Genomic DNA, 17,410 nt, shown 5'->3' on the forward strand with positions numbered 1-17,410 from the left:
TTCCGCACCGCCCGCCCGCACCGGCCCTTCGACGCGTCACGACTCGACGCGTCACGACTCGACGCGTCACGAGTCGACCCGCTACGAGTCCCAGCGCTACGAGGCCGAGCCGGCAGCGTAGTTGCGCAGGAACAGCGCCTCGGTGAGGGCCATCCGCTCCAGCTCCCGCGGGTCCACGCTCTCGTTGACGGCGTGGATCTGGGTGGTCGGGTCCTCGACGCCGATCAGGATGATCTCGGCCTGCGGGTAGAGGGTCCGCAGCGTGTTGCAGAGCGGGATCGAGCCGCCCTCGCCCGAAGCGACCATGTCGACGCCGAAGGCCTCGCGCATCGCCGTGCCCATCGCCTCGTACGCCGGGCCCGTGGTGTCGGCGCTGAACGCCTCACCGCCGCTGATCCGGCTCACCGTGGCGCGGGCACCGAACGGGACCGCCGCCTCCAGGTGGGCGACCAGGGCGTCCTGGGCCTGCTTCAGGTCCGTGCCCGGCGGAATCCGCAGGCTGACGCTGGCCTTGGCGCAGGCCTGCACCGAGGAGGTCGCGCCGACCACCGGGGGAGCGTCGATACCGAGGACCGTCACCGAGGGGCGGGCCCAGAGCCGGTCCGCGACCGTACCGGTACCGGTCAGCGAGACGCCGTCCAGCACCTTGGCGTCGGCCCGGAACTGCTCCTCGGGGTAGGCCACGCCGCCCCAGGTCTGGTCGGCCGTCAACCCGGCCACCGCGACGTCGCCGTGCTCGTCGTGCAGCGTCGACAGCACCCGGACCAGCACCTGGAGGGCGTCCGGCGCGGCACCGCCGAAGGCGCCCGAGTGCAGGTTGCCGGGCAGCGTCTCGACGGCGATCTCGACGACCGTCATCCCGCGCAGCGAGGTGGTGACGGTCGGCAGACCGGGGGCGAAGTTGCCGGTGTCGCCGATCACGATGACGTCGGCGGCGAGCAGTTCGGGGTGGAGCTCGGCGTAGCGCTCCAGACCGCCGGTGCCCTGCTCCTCCGAGCCCTCGACGATCACCTTCAGGCTGACCGGGAGACCGCCGTCCACCTCGCGCAGGGCGCGCAGCGCGGTCAGGTGCATCAGGATGTTGCCCTTGCAGTCCGCCGCGCCGCGCCCGTACCAGCGGCCGTCCCGCTCGGTCAGCTCGAACGCGGGGCTCTGCCAGGCGGCTTCGTCCAGCGGGGGCTGCACGTCGTAGTGGGAGTACAGCAGGACGGTCGGCGCGCCCTCGGGTCCGGGCAGCTCGCCGTACACGGACTGGGTGCCGTCCGGGGTGTCGAGCAGGCGGATGCCCGTCAGGCCCTCGGCGGCGAAGGCGTCGGCGACCCAGCGGGCCGCCCGCTCGCACTCCTCGACCGGGAACTGGCGCGGGTCGGCGACCGAACGGAAGGCCACCAGCTCGGCGAGGTCGGCCTTGGCACGCGGCATCAGGGACCGGACGGCCGCCGCCAGGGATTGCTGGGTCATCAACTTCTCCGAGGGGGTTGCGGGGACTTGCTACAGGGGGCTTCCGATCATAGGTCGGGCCGGGGCCGGTGGCTGAAGGGGCGAACCTGATGGACCGGCGGGTCCGGTGCGCAGACTAGGATTAACAGCCGTGACTGACTTCGGTACCTCCCACGACCAGGCCCGTAACGACAGCCCCGCCGAAGCCGATCCGCTGGGCGGCGTGTGGGACGTGGTGGTGGTCGGCGCAGGGCCGGCCGGGTCCTCCGCCGCACACGCCGCGGCCGCGCAGGGCCGCCGGGTGCTGCTCCTCGACAAGGCCGAGCACCCGCGTTACAAGACCTGCGGCGGCGGCATCATCGGCCCGTCCCGGGACAGCCTGCCGCCCGGCTTCAAGCTGCCGCTGCAGGACCGGATCCACGCCGTGACCTTCTCCCTCAGCGGCCGGTTCAGCCGTACCCGCCGCTCGAAGCGGATGCTGTTCGGCCTGGTCAACCGGGACGAGTTCGACCTGCGTCTGGTGCAGGCCGCCGAGCAGGCCGGTGCGGTGCTGGTCACCGGGGTGACGGTCAGCGGTGTCGAGCAGGACGAGCACGCGCGGACCGCGTTCGTCACCACCGCCGACGGGCGCCGGATCGAGGCCCGCGCGGTGGTCGGCGCGGACGGCAGCGCCAGCCGGATCGGCCGGCACGTCGGGGTGACCTTCGACCAGATCGACCTCGGCCTGGAGGCCGAGATCCCGGTGCCGGACTCGGTCTCCGAGTTCTGGGCCGGCAAGATCCACCTGGACTGGGGCCCGCTGCCCGGCTCCTACGGCTGGGTCTTCCCGAAGACCGACTCGGGCACGCTGACCGTCGGCGTCATCTCGGCGCGCGGCGACGGCGAGGCCACCAAGCGGTATCTGGCCGAGTACATCCGGCGGTTGGGCCTGGCCGGGTTCACCCCGAGCACCGAGTCCGGTCACCTGACCCGCTGCCGGGCCGAGGACTCGCCGCTCTCGCGCGGCCGGGTGCTGGTCGCCGGCGACGCGGCCGGACTGCTGGAGCCGTGGACCCGCGAGGGCATCTCCTACGCGCTGCGCTCGGGCCGGCTGGCGGGCGAGTGGGCGGTCAAGGTCGCCGAGGCGGACGGCATGACCTCCGTGCGGCGGCAGGCGCTCAACTACGCCTTCGCCATCAAGGCCGGTCTCGGGGTGGAGATGCGGGCCGGAAAGGTGATGCTGAACGCCTTCGAGCGGCGGCCGCACCTCTTCCACGCGGCGGTCTGCCTGATCGACCCGGCCTGGCGGGCCTTCGCCCGGACCACCCAGGGCCACACCACCTTCGCCCAGGTGATGCGCGACCACCGGGCGGCGCGCAAGCTGGCGTCCTTCGCCGCGCGCTGAGCCTCGCGGGCCGGTGGGTCATCGGCCGGCGGCCGAACGTCCGGTCCGCCGAGCGTCCAAGTCCGCCGTACATCCGGTCCGCCGAGCGTCCAGGTCCGCCGAGCGTCCGGTCCGCCGAGCGTCCAGGTCCGCCGAGCGTCCAGGTCCGCCGTCGGGCAGGCCCTTGCGCCTCATCCGCTGCCGCAGCGGGTGAGGCGCGGGCCGGCGGATTCGCCCGGGACTCTGGTTCCCGGGCGGGTGGTCGTGCCAGAGTCTGGTTCCGGGCGGCCGCAGCCACCGGCCGTCCGGCAGGGCACGTGCGCACCGGTCGCCTTCCGCGGCCGGGTGCGCGTACGAGCCGACCTCAGGCCGTTTGACCACACCTCAGCCGGAAAGCAGGACCGACCGCGATGACCCGCGAAGTACCGCTCGTCCGCATCACCACCGCCGATGCCGTCACCACCCTGGAACTGGACTCCCCGCACAACCGCAACGCCCTCTCCACCCGGCTGATGGCCGAGCTCGCGAAGGGGCTCGCGGACGCGGCCGCCGACCCCGCGGTACGCGCGGTGGTGCTCGGCCACACCGGCAAGGTGTTCTGTGCGGGTGCGGACCTCTCCGAGGCGACCGGCGCGGACCCCACGGTGGGACCGCGCGGCCTGGTGGACATCCAGCGGGCCGTCATCGACTGCCCGAAGCCGGTGATCGCCCTGGTGGACGGCGCCGCCCGGGCCGGCGGTCTGGGCCTGCTCGGCGCCGCCGACATCGCCATCGCCGGACCGCTCTCCAGCTTCGCCTTCACCGAGGTCCGGCTCGGCCTCGCGCCCGCCGTGATCTCCCTCCCGCTGCGCCCCAAGCTGGACCCGCGCGCGGCCTCCCGCTACTACCTGACGGGCGAGGTCTTCCACGCCGCCGAGGCCGCCCGGATCGGTCTGGTCACCGAGGCGGTGGAGGATCCTCAGGCCGCGCTCAAGACCGTGCTGGACGCCATCCGGCTGGGCTCGCCGCAGGGGCTCGCCGAGTCCAAGCGGCTCACCAACGCCGATGTGGTGGCCTCGTTCGAGCGGGACGCGGACGAGCGGGTCGCCCAGTCGGCGCGGCTGTTCGGCTCGCCGGAGGCGCAGGAGGGCATGCGCTCCTTCCTGGAACGCCGCCCCGCCCGCTGGGCCGAGTAGTTTCCACGGGAGCGGGCGGCCCCGGCTCGGGGGTGTGGGACCTGCACGGCAGTGCGCGGTCGCCCGCGCCCGCGCCCCTGTCCGGAGGCTGCCCGGCCGACTCCTGTGATCTTGGTCCCTCCGCCGTTCTGAGCGTACGGCGGGCCAGCTAGCGTGGGCATATGTCGAATGCCCGTACGTTCCTGAACGCCGCCCGTTCCCGAGGCCGCCGTCTGGCCGGCCGACTGGTGCACCGGGGCTGGAAGTGGGTGCAGGGCGTCGGCGCGGTCTCCAACGACAACCCGGGTCCGTACCGGTTCAGGGAACTCGGCGACGGCACCAAGCTGGCGTTCCCGCTCGGCGCCGTGTTCAACGAGCAGTGGATCACCGTCGGGCCGTTCTCCATCATCGGCGAACGCGTCACCATCTCGGCCGGGTTCCTCCCCGGCCTCGACCTCGGACCCGATCCGATCGTCCGGATCGGCGGCGGCTGCGTCATCGGCCGTGGCAGCCACATCGTCGGCCACCAGTCGATCGTGCTCGGCGACGACGTCTGGACCGGCCCGTACGTCTACATCACCGACACCGCGCACTCGTACCACGACACCGAGCTGCCGATCGGCAAGCAGTGGCCGCGCAACGAGCCGGTCGAGATCGGCTCCGGCACCTGGATAGGCACGGGGGCGGTGATCCTGCCCGGCGCGCGGATCGGCCGCAACGTGGTGGTCGCGGCCGGGTCCGTGGTCCGGGGCGAGATCCCCGACTTCAGCGTGGTCGCCGGCGCCCCGGCCAAGGTGGTCCGCAACTGGACCGCCGACGACGGCTGGCAGCCGCCGCTGCGCCACGAGCCGCCCAACCCCATCCCGGAGGGCATCACCGCCGAGCAGCTCCGCGCCCTGGTCGGCTGGGACCTGCGCCTGCCCGGCGAGCGGGCCGGCGACCAGGGCTGACGCCGGCGGGCGTCCACGGCTCCTGGCGGTCGCGGCGGCCCGGCCGGGCCGCCGCCTGTGCCACCGGACGGAGGCCGGGTCGGGTCGGACGCGGAACTGCAGTGGCGGTCAGGCTATCTGACGTATCGTCACCACGGCCGTGACTCCGTCCACCCGCAGCAGGTCCTCGCCCGGTTCCAGCAGGACGGCGTCGTAGCGGCCCAGCCGGACACCGGCGGAGCCGAGTTCGGCGGTGCCGGCGAGGCAGACCAGCAGGACGACGGCGGACTGCGGCACCCGGACCGCTCGTCGGCGGTCGGCCATCTCGACCTCGGCGCTCGCGCGTCCGCGCCGGGTCATGACGTTGAAGTCGACCACCGGGCCGTCGAGCAGACGGCACCCGGTCTCCGCCTCACCGGAGAAGGCGAACGGCTGGTACGGCCGCGCGATGCGGTGCTCGGCGCCGTCCACCGTCAGGGCCATGCCCGCGCCCTCGACCACGGTGATCACCCGGTCCACACCCTCGAAGCGGGAGAACGGTCCGCCCTGAGCCACGTCCGCGAGGCTCACCCGCCAGGCGAACTCGGTCAGTCCGGCACCCGCCGGGAAGCCGGCCACCTCGCGGGTGACCCCGCCGCCGTTCAACCAGGGCGTCGCGGCCCGTCCGTAGGCCCGCAGTACCCGAACCGCCATCCCTCGCCCCGTTCTTCGCCGGTGGTGCTCCGTGCTTCGCCGTATCCGTGGCCGAGCCTCTCACAGTCGCGGTCGGATCCCGTACCCGCTCGGGTGCGGCGGAGCTCGACCATGCCACGGGCGGTGGGGAGTTGTGGGTTCCCGGCACGGACTCCCGCGCCCGCGAGCGGCGGTGAGCACGTCACGGGTGAGCGGTTTCGGCCATCGCGGACACCCCCGCGACGGGTCACCGTCGGTCGGGAGCCGCACCTTGGCCCCGGACGGTGGGCCGCCGCCCGAGTCCTAGACGAGCGTGGCGCGTTCGCGGCCGCGGCGGGAGCGGACGATGACCGCGAGCAGGCCGGTGGCGGCCGAGGTGGCGGCGACGGTGGTCAGGGCGAGCGGCAGGGTGGTGGCGTCGGCCAGGAAGCCGATCACCGGCGGGCCGATCAGCATGCCCGCGTAGCCGAGGGTGGAGGCGGTCGCGACGCCCCTCGGGCCGCCGATGGCCCCGGCCTGTGCGATGGCGAGCGGGAAGATGTTGGACAGGCCGAGCCCGACCAGAATGAATCCGGCGAGCACCACGGGCACGCTCGGCGCGAGGGCGGCGACCAGCATTCCGGTGCAGGCGGTGAGCCCGCCGAAGAGCACCACCCGGGTCTGGCCGAGCCTGATGGAGAGCCAGGTGCCGCCGACCCTTCCCGCGGTCATCGCGAAGGCGTACGCGGCGAATCCGGTTGCGGCCAGCCCGGCGCTCGCCCTGACGTCGTCGGTCAGATGGAGGGTCGCCCAGTCGGCGAGCGCGCCCTCGCCGTAGGCGTCGCACAGGGCGGTCAGCCCGAGCAGCAGGACCAGCACCCGGGCGGCTCCCGCGGGTACCGAGCTGCGGCTCCTGATCGCCGAACCCTCCCCGGAGCCGGTCGGGGCGCACTCGGTCGCTCCCGTCGCCCGGGGTTCCCCGGCCGCCCTTGCCGCGGGAGAGGCGGCCACGGCCCGGCCGGACAGCAGGGCGGCTCCGGCGAGGGCGGTGACCAGCAGACCGAGCGCCCCGCCGAGGCCGAACGCCCATGCCGTGCTGAGCCGGCCCGCGAGCAGTCCGCCGGCCCCGGCGCCGAGCAGGCCGCCCAGGCTGTAGCCGGCGTGGAAGCTGGGCATCACGGGGCGGCCGAGCTCGCTGACGAGATCGACGGCCGCGCTGTTCATACCGACGTTCGCGGCACCGTAGGCCGCGCCGAACAGGATCAGGACCAGGCCGAGCCCGAGCACCGAGTGCATGTGCGCGGGCAGCGGTACGGAGAGGCTGAGCGCGGCCAGTGCGCCGACGGTGACGGGGCGGCTGCCGAATCTGACGCAGAGCCCGCCGATCAGTGACATGGTGGCGACCGCTCCGGCGGAGATGCAGAGCAGAGCCAGACCGAGCGCGCTGTGCGAGGCGCTGACCTGGGCCCGGATGTCGGGGATCCGGACCACCCAGGTGGCGAACAGGAAACCGTCGACCGCGAAGAAGGCGGTGAGGGCCGTCCGGGCGGCGGGCCAGGCGGCGGACCGGGGGCGGTTGCGGTTGGTGCCGCGGCGGCCGATCGGGTGGTTGTGGGCTTCGGAGCGGGCGCGGGTTTTGTTTAGGAGCGGCACAAAGTCAGAATAGGGGAGTGCCGCACACACCAACAAGTCAGTATCCGGCCGGTGGACCCGAGGACGGCTCCGGCGCACGCCGACCGGTCTCCGAGGACCGGGCGGGCCCCGGGCCCCGTACGGCAGCCGAGGCGCAAGCCGATGTACGCGCCGGTGCGCGCTTTGCCGCACAGTCCGGCGCTCGCGCCGTTGCGCAGTCTCGCGGGCAGTCCGGCGCGCAGAGCGGCCGGCGCTCTGATCCGCAGTCCGGTCCGCACTCGCGCGGGGTGGGCGAGGGGCGTCAGCCGGGAGAGCCCGGCGCGCGTCGCCACGGGGCCGCGGATGCGCGCCGGAGCGCGCCGGACCGTGGCCGTACGCTGCTCGGACCGGCGCTCGCGCTGATCCACACCGGCCAGGCGCCCACCCGTTCCGCGCTCACCAGCGCACTGGACGTCACCCGCGCCACCGCGGGTGCCGTCAGCGGCGAACTGGAAGCGCTCGGTCTGATCACTGTCGACTCCAGCCCGGCCGGCGGCGGACGCGGACGCCCCTCGCACCGGCTGGCCATCGACCCGGCGGGCCCCGTGGTGATCGCCGCCCAGATCCACGCGGACGGCCTGAGCGTGGCGCTGGCCGGGCTCGGCGGCCGGCTGGAACCGCCGGTCCATCTGCCGCTGCCCGCCGCGACCGACCCGGTACGGCTGCTCCGCGCGGTCACCACCGCCGGTGCCGCACTGGCCAGGGCCTCCAGCCGCCGCTGCCTGGGCGCGGCGCTCGCGCTGCCCAACCCGGTGACCGAACCGGACGGTACGGCGCTGGCCGCACTCCACTTCGCCTGGCCGAGCGGCACGCCGGTCGCGGACCTGTTCGCCGAGGAGATCCGCAAGGCCGACCTCGGTCCCGGTGTCCCGCGCCCGTTCCCGAGCGCCGTCGCCAACGACGCCAACCTCGCCGCCCTCGCCGAGCACCGCCACGGCGCCGGTCGCGGCGCCCGGCACCTGCTGCTGGTCACCTCGGGCCACCGGGGCGTCGGCGGTGCGCTGGTCATCGACGGCCGACTGCACACCGGCAGCGCCGGACTGGCCCTGGAGGTCGGACATCTGACGGTCGATCCGCTGGGCCGTCCCTGCCCGTGCGGCAACCGGGGCTGCCTCAACGCCGAGACCGACCCGGAGGCCCTGTTCGCCGCCGCCGGGCGCACCCCCGAGCCGGACCGCCCGCTGTTCGACCAGGCCCGCGAACTGGCCGGGGCCGCCGCCGAGGACCCGGACGCACTGGCGGCCGTCGAGCGCGTCGTGGACCGCCTCGGCCTGGGCCTGGCCGGGATGGTCAACATCCTCAACCCCGACCGCATCGTCCTCAGCGGGCTCCACCGTGACCTGCTGCTCGCCGCCCCCGACCGTCTCGCCTCGGTGGTCGCGGACCGCAGCCTCTGGGGGCGCAGCGGCCGGGTGCCGATCGTGCCTTCGGAAGTCGTCCACGCGGGCCTCGTCGGCGCGGCCGAACTCGCCTGGGAGCCCTACCTGCACGACCCGCAGGCGGTGGCCGCTGTCTGACCTTCCGCGAACGGGGGGCAGTGGGCGCCGGTCGCACGGCCCCACCGGGAGGCTGCCGGCTTCGGGCCGGGCCGCAGTGACCGCGCTCGCCCGGGCACGGTCGTGCCCGGGCGAGCGTACGAGGTCGTCGGCGCGGCGGTCCCGTGGGCAGGCCGGGCGGGGTCCTGGCAGGTCGGGCGGGTCCCCCGCTGTCCGAGCAGAGCCCCGGCAGGTCGGGCAGCAGCCCCGGCAGGCCGGGCCGAGAGCGCGTACCCCGGACACCTCGCTGCCGTCGCGGCACAGGGAATCAACCGCTCCGAGGTGCTGTTCGGGACGGCATGACGATCTCTGCAGAGGTGTTGCGCTACGCGGCGTTCACCACCGACCCCAGCGGCGGCAACCCCGCCGGTGTGGTGCTCGACGCCACCGGGCTGGACGCCGCCGCCCGGCTTTCGATCGCCGCCGGACTCGGCTACTCCGAGACGGCTTTCCTCACTCCGGGGTCCGAACGCTCTTACAGCGTGCGGTACTTCAGCCCCAAGGCCGAGGTGCCGTTCTGCGGACACGCCACGGTGGCCGCGGCGGTGGCGCTGGCCGAGCGGATCGGACCGGGCCGGGTGGTGTTCGAGACCCGCGCGGGCACGGTCCCGGTCGACGTGGCCGCCGGCCCCGGCGGCGTCCCGGAGGCGACGCTCACCAGTGTCGAGCCGCATGTCGAGGAGGTCGCCGACGCGGACCTGGCGGAGGCGCTCGCGGCTCTCGACTGGCACCGCGAGGAACTGGATCCGACCCTGCCGCCGAGGATCGCCTACGCCGGGGCGCGCCACCTGGTCCTCGCCGCCGCGACCCGCGGCCGACTCGCCGACCTGGCATACGACTTCGACCGCCTCGCCGCCTTCATGACCAGGCTGGACCTGACGACCCTCCAGCTCGTCTGGCGCGAGTCGGCCGACACCTTCCACGTACGCGACCCGTTCCCGGTCGGCGGCGTGGTCGAGGATCCGGCCACCGGCGCCGCGGCCGCCGCCTTCGGCGCCTACCTCCGGGAGCTCGGGGCACTCGGGTCCGAGCCGGCCGTACTGACCCTGTACCAGGGCGCCGACCTCGGCCGTCCCGGCCGCCTGCGGGTCGAGCTGCGCCCGGGGGACCGAAGGGTCCGGGTCAGCGGCGCTGCGGTGCGCATCCCGGACGGCGAAGCCGGGTAGGGCGGCGCCGGTGGCGGTCGTGCCGGCCCCGGGCCGGCACGAGCGGACCGGTCCGTCCTCCCGGGAGACGGCGCAGCGAATCGGTGAGGTGGTGTCCGGTGCCGGCCGGCTCGCCTTCGACGTCCACGGCCGGCACCCGGGGCGGCCGAGCCGGAGCCGACCCGTTGGGCCCGCGCCCCGGGCCCGGCGGGTGCCGCAGCGGGAGCCGGGTACTACCGCGGGAGTACGGGACCGCACCGCGCCCGGGTGACGCCCGGTCACCCGGTGCGCCGATAGCCTTCCCCGCATGACCGGTGAACGCCCGCCCCGGCTCCCGCCGCCCCGCCCAAGCTCGTGGGCGGGGCGGCCCGTGGCCTCCTCCGCGCTGATCGCGCTCGTCCAGACGGCCGGGACGACCGGCGCGGCGGGCCATCAGAGCGGTCGGCTCGCGCTGAACGCCTTCGGATACCTCCTGCTCCTGCTCGGCCCCGCGCTGCTGCTGTTCCGCAGGCGGTACCCGGCGGCCGTGGTCGTGGGGGTCTCGGCCGTCACCGTGGTGTACCTGGTGGCCGGGTTCCCGTACGGGCCGGTGTTCCTGAGCCCGGTGGTGGCGCTGTGCGTGGCGGTCCTGCGTGGCCACCGCCGGGCGGCCTGGCTGAGCGCCGGCGCGTTCTACGCCGCGCATCTGCTGCTCGCCTACGTCGTGCCGGGCGGCTGGCAGCACGGGGCGGTCTCCCGGCCCGGCTGGTGGCCCGAACTCGGTATCGCCGCCTGGCTGTCGCTGGTTCTGGCGGTCGCCGAGATCCTGCGCTTCCGGTCGGAGCAGACCGCCGCGCGCCGGGCCGCCAGGGCCGAGGCGGAGCGCCGCCGGGCAGACGAGGAGCGGCTGCGGATGGCCCGCGAGCTGCACGACATCCTCGCCCACAGCATCTCGCTGATCCACCTCCAGGCGGGGGTGGCCCTGGAGCTGCTCGACAGCAGGCCCGAACAGGCCAGGACCGCGCTGGTCACGATCAAGGCCGCCAGCAAGGAGGCGCTGGGCGAGGTGCGCCAGGTACTCGGCCATCTGCGCACCCCGGGTGCGGACGCCCCGCGTAGCCCGGCCCCGGGCCTCGCCAGGCTGGACGAACTGGTCCGGCAGGCCGGTCACGCGGGCCTCACCGCCGCCCTCCGTACCGAGGGCACTCCGGTCGGACTGCCCGCCGGCCTCGACCTGGCGGCCTTCCGGATCGTCCAGGAGGCGCTCACCAACGTGATCCGGCACTCGGCGGCGCGCAGCGCCGAGGTGACCCTCGGCTGGCGGGCCGACGGGCTCACCGTCCAGGTGGACGACCCGGGCCCGGCCGGTCGTGGCGGTGAGGCCGAGGGTTCGGGCAGCGGACTGGTCGGCATGCGGGAGCGGGTCGCCGCCGTCGGCGGCACACTGGAGGCCGGCCCGCGCCCGGACGGCGGCTTCCGCGTCCGGGCCTGGCTGCCGACCGCCGCCGGAGCCGCCGGCGGGAGCGATGACGGGGACGGGGGCGGAGAGTGATCCGGGTGCTGCTGGCGGACGACCAGGTACTCGTACGGGCCGGGTTCCGGGCGCTGCTGGAGGCGCAGCCGGACATCGAGGTGGTCGGCGAGGCGGACGACGGCGAGCAGGCCGTCTCACTCACCTCCCGGCTGGTGCCCGACGTGGTGCTGATGGACATCCGGATGCCCCGGCTGGACGGGCTGGAGGCCACCCGCAGGATCGGTGCCCGGCCTGCGCTCGCGGACGTCAGGGTGGTGGTGCTGACCACCTTCGAACTCGACGAGTACGTCTTCGAGGCGCTGCGTGCGGGCGCCGCCGGTTTCCTGGTCAAGGACACCGAACCGGCCGACCTGCTGCGCGCGGTGCGGGTCGTCGCGGCCGGTGACGCCCTGCTCTCGCCCGGGGTGACCCGGCGCCTGATCGGTGAGTTCGCCGCCCGCTCCAAGGCGCCCGCCCAGGTCGCGGCCGGCCTGGACCGGCTCACCGACCGGGAACGCGAGGTGCTGGCACTGGTCGGCATGGGCCTGTCCAACGAGGACATCGCCCGCCGCCTGGTGGTCAGTCCGCTCACCGCCAAGACCCACGTCAGCCGGGCCATGGTGAAACTCGGCGCCCGCGACCGGGCGCAGCTGGTGGTGCTCGCGTACGAGACCGGGCTGGTCCGGCCGGGCTGGCTCGGCTGACCGGCACGCGCTCCGAGCTCCCCGCCCTTCGTCGGCGGGACCACCGGGGGGCAGCGGTCTCAGCCGGACCGGGGGGCTACGGCATGTGCTCCTCCGCCAGGCACAGCACATTGCCCTCGCTGTCCCTGAACCAGCCGCAGCGCATGCCCTCCGCCTCCGCGACGCCGTTGACCGTCTTCAGCCCCGGCACGTCGTAGTCCTCGAAGACCACCCCGCGAGAGCGCAGGTCGGCCATCTCGGCGTCGAGGTCGGCCACCTTCCAACTCGCCAGGGTGTGGGCCGCCTTGCCGCCGTTGGGCGTCCGGTAGACCGAGAACCCGGTGCCGCCGCTCTCGAAGCGGACCTCCTCCTCGGACTCCAGGGTGAGTTTCAGGCGCAGGGTGTCGCGGTAGAACGCGGTGGCCCGCCCGAGGTCGGTGGCCGGGATCACGGCCTGGACGGGGGAGTCGGTCAGCATCTTCCCCACCTCCTTCTCCCAGGCTATGCGGCCCGGTACCGCCACGCCCCCGGGAGCAACGCAACTGCCGTTTCCCGTACGACGCGTGGCGTCCGTGCGGCGGGATGCCCCAGGTGGCCCGGACCCGGGCCCGCCCGCCAGGAAGCGTCCGGCAGCGTGGGTCCGGTAGTGGGAAGTCCGATAAGCGGAACCTGGGACCTTTAAAACGATTACTTTTCGTAGTCGATTGTTACACTCGGTTGGTCGTACTCGCGGGCATTTCGCCGAGTTCCCACCGATCCGAGAGGGCACCCCAGTGAGCATCGAGACGCTGGACGTGGACCGTTCCGACCTGGACTACCGGGCCTGGCTGAACGAGGCCGTCCGCAGGGTGCAGGCCGATGCCAACCGCTCCGCCGACACCCACCTGCTGCGGTTCCCGCTCCCCGAGCAGTGGGGGATCGACCTCTACCTGAAGGACGAGTCGACCCACCCGACGGGCAGCCTGAAGCACCGGCTGGCCAGATCGCTCTTCCTGTACGGCCTGTGCAACGGCTGGATCAGGCCCGGCAAGCCCGTGATCGAGGCGTCCAGCGGCTCGACCGCCGTCTCGGAGGCGTACTTCGCCAAGCTGATCGGTGTGCCGTTCATCGCGGTGATGGCCAGGACCACCAGCCAGGCCAAGATCGACCTGATCGAGTTCCACGGCGGCACCTGTCACCTGGTCGCCGACCCCGCCGAGGTGTACGAGGTCTCGGCCCGGCTCGCCGAGGAGACCGGCGGCCACTACATGGACCAGTTCACCTACGCCGAGCGGGCCACCGACTGGCGCGGCAACAACAACATCGCCGAGTCGATCTTCGCCCAGCTCCACCTGGAGCCCCACCCCGAGCCCGCCTGGATCGTCGCCACCGCCGGCACCGGCGGCACCTCCGCCACCATCGCCCGCTACGTCCACTACATGCAGTACGACACCCGGATCTGCGTCGCCGACCCGGAGAACTCCTGCTTCTTCGAGGGCTGGGTCAACCAGGACCCGACCGCGACCTGCGACCGGGGCTCCCGGATCGAGGGCATCGGCCGCCCCCGGATGGAACCCAGCTTCGTCCCCGGCGCCATCGACCGGATGATGAAGGTCCCCGACGCGGCCTCGATCGCCGCCATCCGGGTCCTGGAGCACCGGCTCGGCAAGAAGGCCGGCGCCTCCACCGGTACCGGTCTGTGGAGCGCCCTGCGGATCGTCTCCGAGATGCGCGCCTCCGGCCGGCGCGGCAGCGTCGTCACCCTGATCTGCGACCCCGGCGAGCGCTACCTCGACAAGTACTACTCCGACGACTGGCTGGCCGGCCAGGGCATCGACATCGCCCCCTATCAGGACGAGCTGGAGGCCTTCCTCGACGGCACCGGCCTGTTCGGCTGACCGGGCACCACCGGCCGTCCGCGACTGCCGGAACAGTGCCAACAGGCCGGTGAGAAAAGGACGTTGGGGCGGGCCCTGGGCGGCGGCCGGTCCGCCACGGCCGGGCCGGTCAGTCGGCCAGGATGAGCTCCCGCACGTGCTCCCGCGCCGCCGCCGCGGCCTCGGCGGGCAGGGCGGCGTCGGTGACCCAGGTGTCGATCTCGGAGAGGGCGGCGAAGGTGGACAGGCCCACCAGGCCCCACTTGGTGTGGTCGGCCACGGCGATCACGCGGCGGGCGGAGGCGATGAAGTTCCGGTTGGTCTCGGCCTCGGCGAGGTTGGGGGTGGACAGACCCGCCTCGGGGGAGATGCCGTGGGTTCCGATGAAGAGCAGGTCGAAGTGGAGGGAGCGGATCGCCCGGTCGGCGACCGGGCCGACCAGGGTGTCCGAGGGGGTGCGGACCCCGCCGGTGAGGATCACGGTGGGGCCCGGGGCACCGGCCGTGCGCTGCGCCCGGTCGAAGACCTCGGCGGCCCGGACCGAGTTGGTGACCACCGTCAGCTGCTCGATCTCGGTGAGGTGCTGGGCCAGCGCGTAGGTCGTGGTACCGCCGGAGAGGGCGATGGCGCTGCCCGGGGCGACCAACTCGGCGGCGGCCCGGGCGATCTGCTCCTTGGCGGAGAGTTCGAGCACCGACTTGGCCTCGAAGCCGGGCTCGTGGGTGCGGGCCTCCTCGACCATCACCGCGCCGCCGTGCACCTTCTCGATCACGCCGCTGCGGGCCAGCGCGTCCAGATCGCGGCGGATCGTCATGTCGGAGACGTTCAGCCGCCGGGTCAGATCGTTGACCCGGACGCCGCCGCGCCGGCGGATCTCGTCGAGGATCAGCGCGCGCCGCTGCTCGGCCAGCAGATTGCCGTTGTCGGCCACGTCCAGAGCCTCCCCATGAGTAGTCCGATGCCATCCTCGCAGATGGCCCGGGCAGCCCGTCAGGCGGGCAGATCGGCCGGAACGAGCAGCTGGAGGTCCTCGGTGGACGGGTCGGGGAGCTGGGCGACCCGCATCGCATGGCGCTCGACCATGGTCTCGAAGACCTGCCGGGCGGTACGGCCGTTGCCGAAGGCGGGACCGCGGTCCAGCGAGCCGAAGTGGTCCAGCAGGGCGGACTCGGCGGCCTCGGACAGCGCGTACTCGTGCTCGGCGCACTGGGCCCGGGCGATCTGCAGCAGCTCGGGGGCCGAGTAGTCGGGGAAGGTGATGGTCCGGGAGAACCGGGAGGAGACACCGGGGTTGGCGGACAGGAAGCGCTCCATCTCGGCGGTGTAGCCGGCCACGATCACCACCACCTCGTCCCGGTGGTCCTCCATCAGCTTGACCAGGGTGTCGATCGCCTCCCGGCCGAAGTCCCTGGCACCGTCCTCGGGCGCCAGCGCGTACGCCTCGTCGATGAACAGCACCCCGCCCCTGGCCCGGTCGAAGGCCGCCTGGGTGCGGATCGCGGTGGACCCGACGTGCTCGCCGACCAGGTCGACCCGGGCCACCTCGACCAGATGGCCGCGCTGGAGCACCCCGAGCGAGGCCAGGATCTCGCCGTAGAGCCGGGCGACCGTGGTCTTGCCGGTACCCGGGGAGCCGGTGAAGACCAGGTGGCGGCGGAGCGAGGGCGCCTTCAGCCCGGCCTGCCGGCGCCGCCGGCCGACCGAGATCAGGTCGATCAGGGTGCGGACCTCCTGCTTGACCGTGGCCAGGCCCACCAGTGCGTCGAGTTCGGCCAGCGCCTCGTCCGCCGGGCGGCAGTCCGGGATCGGGGCGATCCGCGCGGCCGAGGCGGCGGAGGCCAGCGGGACCGCGGAGGGCTGGGCGACGGAGACCTGGCCGGCGGCCTGGATGGTGGCACCCACCGGGGGAGCGCTGCGCGGCGCCGGAACCTCCGCCGCGGCCGGTACGTCGTCGGAGACGCACCCCTCGGTGACCGGACCGGGTTCGGAGAACTCGAAGCCCGCCCGGCCGTTGTGCTCCGCCCGGCAGCGGGTCAGCACGGTGCGGCAGCCGTCGATGATGTGGAAGCCGAAGCCCTTCCCGTGCGAGACCCGGCAGTCCTCGAACACACCGCGCCCCTGCGCCGAGACGTACACGGCGGCGTCCGCGCTGCCCCGTACGGTGCACCCGCGCAACTCGGGGTCGGCGCCCTTGGTGACGATCACACCGGTGGCCACCTCGGAGATCTCGCAGCCGGTCAGCCGGCCCCCGCTGCCGTGGTCGCGGAACCACAGACCGGTACCGGCCTCCTGGATCCGGCAGTCGGCGAGGTCGACACTCGCGCCGCTGCTGACCGAGACGGCCGAGCTGCGGATCCGGCTGAACGAGCAGTCCTTGGCCTCCGCCCGTGAGTCCCGGTCCAGGACGAACAGGGCGTCGGGCAGGTCGTGCAGCGAGCAGTCGGTGAGGGTGAGCCCGGCGCCGTCGCTGACCCAGATGGCGGGGTAGTCGCCGTCACTGCTGTGGATCTCGGTGGCGAGCGCCTCGGCACGGGTGCCCTGGTCCCAGATCGACAGCGCGCCCCGGCCGAAGTCCCGGACGGTGCTGTGCTCCAGCACCAGCCGGGAGCGGCCGCGCAGATCGGCGGCGTTCTCCGGCAGGTCGTGCACCCGGCAGCCGGTGAGGGTCAGCTCGGCCTCGGTGTCCAGGGAGAGGCCGTTGCCGGAGACCCGGCGGACGGTGCAGTCGGTGAGCCTGCCGACCGCCTGCGCCTCCGCCTGCACCCCGCTGCCCCGGATCTCGTAGATCTCGCAGCCGTTCAGCTCGGCGCTGCTGCCCGGGTCGGCGAGGACCAGCCCGGCGCCGCTCGCGTGGTGCAGCCGGCAGCGGTCCAGCCGGGCGTTCGAGCCGCCGAGAACGGCGAGCGCGGCCTGCCCGGCCTCGGCGATCTCGCCGTCCTCGACCACGACGGCGGCCTGCGCACGGAGCCGCACACCGAGGCCGGAGGGGTTGTGCACGGTGCAGTCGCGCAGGGTGGCGCGGGCCTGGTCGGCGATCTCGACGCCGACCGAGGAGCGCGCCGTCACCCGGCAGTCGACCAGTTCGGCGGCGGCCTCGGGGCCGGTCACCAGCACGGCGGGGACGGAGAGTTCGGCGCCCTCGACCACCAGGTCGCGCATGGTCACGGCGGCCGTGACCAGCAGCGCGACCCCGCCGGGCGGATCGATCCGCACCGTGCCGGGGCCCTCGGCGGCGAGCAGGGTGACCGGCTTGTCGATCACCAGGCCCTCCCGGAAGGTCCCGGGACGGATCGTCAGGGTGTCGCCGGGCTCGGCCGCCGCGAGCGCCTCGCCGAGCGTCTGGTACTCCCCGGCGCGCCGCCGCCACCGAGAGGCGATGTCCTGCGTGACCCGGACCCTGTGCTCACCCATGACGATCCGTCATCCCACCTTCGTCGAACCTGCCGCCCCGTGCCCACGGTAGCGTGCCCGGCCCGGCTCCCCGGACGCTC

14 protein-coding genes are annotated in these 17,410 nt (G+C 74.0%); 8 read left to right on the forward strand and 6 right to left on the reverse strand.

Annotated features, from left to right (window positions below; all coding sequences use genetic code 11):
- Positions 1 to 96: 96 nt before the first annotated feature.
- Positions 97 to 1,461 (reverse strand): dipeptidase, encoded by a 1,365-nt coding sequence (locus ACSMTC_RS31515; protein WP_436563128.1) that lies wholly within the window; start codon positions 1,459 to 1,461, stop codon positions 97 to 99.
- Positions 1,462 to 1,591: 130 nt separating this feature from the next.
- On the opposite strand from ACSMTC_RS31515, the gene ACSMTC_RS31520 reads away from it, so the two are divergent.
- From ACSMTC_RS31520 to ACSMTC_RS31530, 3 genes are all read left to right on the forward strand, one after another.
- Entirely contained in the window at positions 1,592 to 2,824 is a 1,233-nt protein-coding gene (locus tag ACSMTC_RS31520; protein ID WP_436563129.1) for a geranylgeranyl reductase family protein, read from the forward strand.
- Positions 2,825 to 3,213: 389 nt separating this feature from the next.
- On the forward strand, positions 3,214 to 3,978 hold the full coding sequence (locus ACSMTC_RS31525; RefSeq protein WP_436563130.1) for an enoyl-CoA hydratase family protein: 765 nt from the start codon (positions 3,214 to 3,216) through the stop codon (positions 3,976 to 3,978).
- 161 nt (positions 3,979 to 4,139) lie between these two features.
- Positions 4,140 to 4,907, forward strand: coding sequence for an acyltransferase (locus ACSMTC_RS31530; RefSeq protein ID WP_436563131.1), 768 nt, complete (start codon positions 4,140 to 4,142; stop codon positions 4,905 to 4,907).
- A gap of 108 nt (positions 4,908 to 5,015) precedes the next feature.
- Here ACSMTC_RS31530 and ACSMTC_RS31535 read toward each other — a convergent pair whose 3' ends face one another.
- On the reverse strand, positions 5,016 to 5,579 hold the full coding sequence (locus ACSMTC_RS31535; RefSeq protein WP_436563132.1) for a HutD/Ves family protein: 564 nt from the start codon (positions 5,577 to 5,579) through the stop codon (positions 5,016 to 5,018).
- 282 nt (positions 5,580 to 5,861) lie between these two features.
- A complete protein-coding gene (locus ACSMTC_RS31540; RefSeq protein ID WP_436563133.1) occupies positions 5,862 to 7,190 on the reverse strand; it encodes an MFS transporter in 1,329 nt (442 codons plus the stop codon).
- Between the two features lie 266 nt (positions 7,191 to 7,456).
- On the opposite strand from ACSMTC_RS31540, the gene ACSMTC_RS31545 reads away from it, so the two are divergent.
- The 4 genes from ACSMTC_RS31545 (at position 7,457) to ACSMTC_RS31560 (ending at position 12,084) form a co-directional block, all read left to right on the forward strand.
- Positions 7,457 to 8,725 carry an ROK family protein gene (locus ACSMTC_RS31545; RefSeq protein ID WP_436563134.1) on the forward strand — a complete coding sequence of 423 codons (1,269 nt, stop codon included), beginning with the start codon at positions 7,457 to 7,459 and terminating at the stop codon, positions 8,723 to 8,725.
- A gap of 317 nt (positions 8,726 to 9,042) precedes the next feature.
- Complete coding sequence (locus ACSMTC_RS31550; protein WP_436563135.1) at positions 9,043 to 9,909, forward strand: PhzF family phenazine biosynthesis protein; 867 nt, start codon at positions 9,043 to 9,045, stop codon at positions 9,907 to 9,909.
- Between the two features lie 286 nt (positions 9,910 to 10,195).
- The gene (locus ACSMTC_RS31555; protein WP_436563136.1) at positions 10,196 to 11,419 is read left to right on the forward strand and encodes a sensor histidine kinase; all 1,224 of its coding nucleotides are present in this window, start codon (positions 10,196 to 10,198) and stop codon (positions 11,417 to 11,419) included.
- The gene (locus ACSMTC_RS31560) at positions 11,416 to 12,084 is read left to right on the forward strand and encodes a response regulator (RefSeq protein ID WP_436563137.1); all 669 of its coding nucleotides are present in this window, start codon (positions 11,416 to 11,418) and stop codon (positions 12,082 to 12,084) included. Before ACSMTC_RS31555 ends, ACSMTC_RS31560 begins: the two co-directional genes overlap by 4 nt.
- A gap of 76 nt (positions 12,085 to 12,160) precedes the next feature.
- Here ACSMTC_RS31560 and ACSMTC_RS31565 read toward each other — a convergent pair whose 3' ends face one another.
- Positions 12,161 to 12,541, reverse strand: coding sequence for a VOC family protein (locus tag ACSMTC_RS31565; RefSeq protein WP_436563138.1), 381 nt, complete (start codon positions 12,539 to 12,541; stop codon positions 12,161 to 12,163).
- 295 nt (positions 12,542 to 12,836) lie between these two features.
- Between ACSMTC_RS31565 and ACSMTC_RS31570 the strand changes: the two genes are divergently transcribed.
- Positions 12,837 to 13,940, forward strand: coding sequence for a PLP-dependent cysteine synthase family protein (locus tag ACSMTC_RS31570; RefSeq protein ID WP_436563139.1), 1,104 nt, complete (start codon positions 12,837 to 12,839; stop codon positions 13,938 to 13,940).
- 109 nt (positions 13,941 to 14,049) lie between these two features.
- On the opposite strand, the gene ACSMTC_RS31575 is transcribed toward ACSMTC_RS31570, so the two are convergent.
- Complete coding sequence (locus ACSMTC_RS31575; RefSeq protein WP_436563140.1) at positions 14,050 to 14,850, reverse strand: DeoR/GlpR family DNA-binding transcription regulator; 801 nt, start codon at positions 14,848 to 14,850, stop codon at positions 14,050 to 14,052.
- A gap of 59 nt (positions 14,851 to 14,909) precedes the next feature.
- Positions 14,910 to 17,330, reverse strand: coding sequence for a right-handed parallel beta-helix repeat-containing protein (locus tag ACSMTC_RS31580; RefSeq protein WP_436563141.1), 2,421 nt, complete (start codon positions 17,328 to 17,330; stop codon positions 14,910 to 14,912).
- Positions 17,331 to 17,410: the final 80 nt, after the last annotated feature.

Source organism: Kitasatospora sp. HPM-01-4, assembly GCF_051374625.1.
Classification (GTDB): domain Bacteria; phylum Actinomycetota; class Actinomycetes; order Streptomycetales; family Streptomycetaceae; genus Kitasatospora.

Coding starts and splice junctions, on each gene's coding strand:
- ACSMTC_RS31565 (WP_436563138.1), bottom strand. CDS start 12,541: ATGCTGACCGACTCCCCCGTCCAGGCCGTGATCCCGGCCACCGACCTC.
- ACSMTC_RS31580 (WP_436563141.1), bottom strand. CDS start 17,330: ATGGGTGAGCACAGGGTCCGGGTCACGCAGGACATCGCCTCTCGGTGG.
- ACSMTC_RS31525 (WP_436563130.1), top strand. CDS start 3,214: ATGACCCGCGAAGTACCGCTCGTCCGCATCACCACCGCCGATGCCGTC.
- ACSMTC_RS31555 (WP_436563136.1), top strand. CDS start 10,196: ATGACCGGTGAACGCCCGCCCCGGCTCCCGCCGCCCCGCCCAAGCTCG.
- ACSMTC_RS31535 (WP_436563132.1), bottom strand. CDS start 5,579: ATGGCGGTTCGGGTACTGCGGGCCTACGGACGGGCCGCGACGCCCTGG.
- ACSMTC_RS31515 (WP_436563128.1), bottom strand. CDS start 1,461: ATGACCCAGCAATCCCTGGCGGCGGCCGTCCGGTCCCTGATGCCGCGT.
- ACSMTC_RS31550 (WP_436563135.1), top strand. CDS start 9,043: ATGACGATCTCTGCAGAGGTGTTGCGCTACGCGGCGTTCACCACCGAC.
- ACSMTC_RS31530 (WP_436563131.1), top strand. CDS start 4,140: ATGTCGAATGCCCGTACGTTCCTGAACGCCGCCCGTTCCCGAGGCCGC.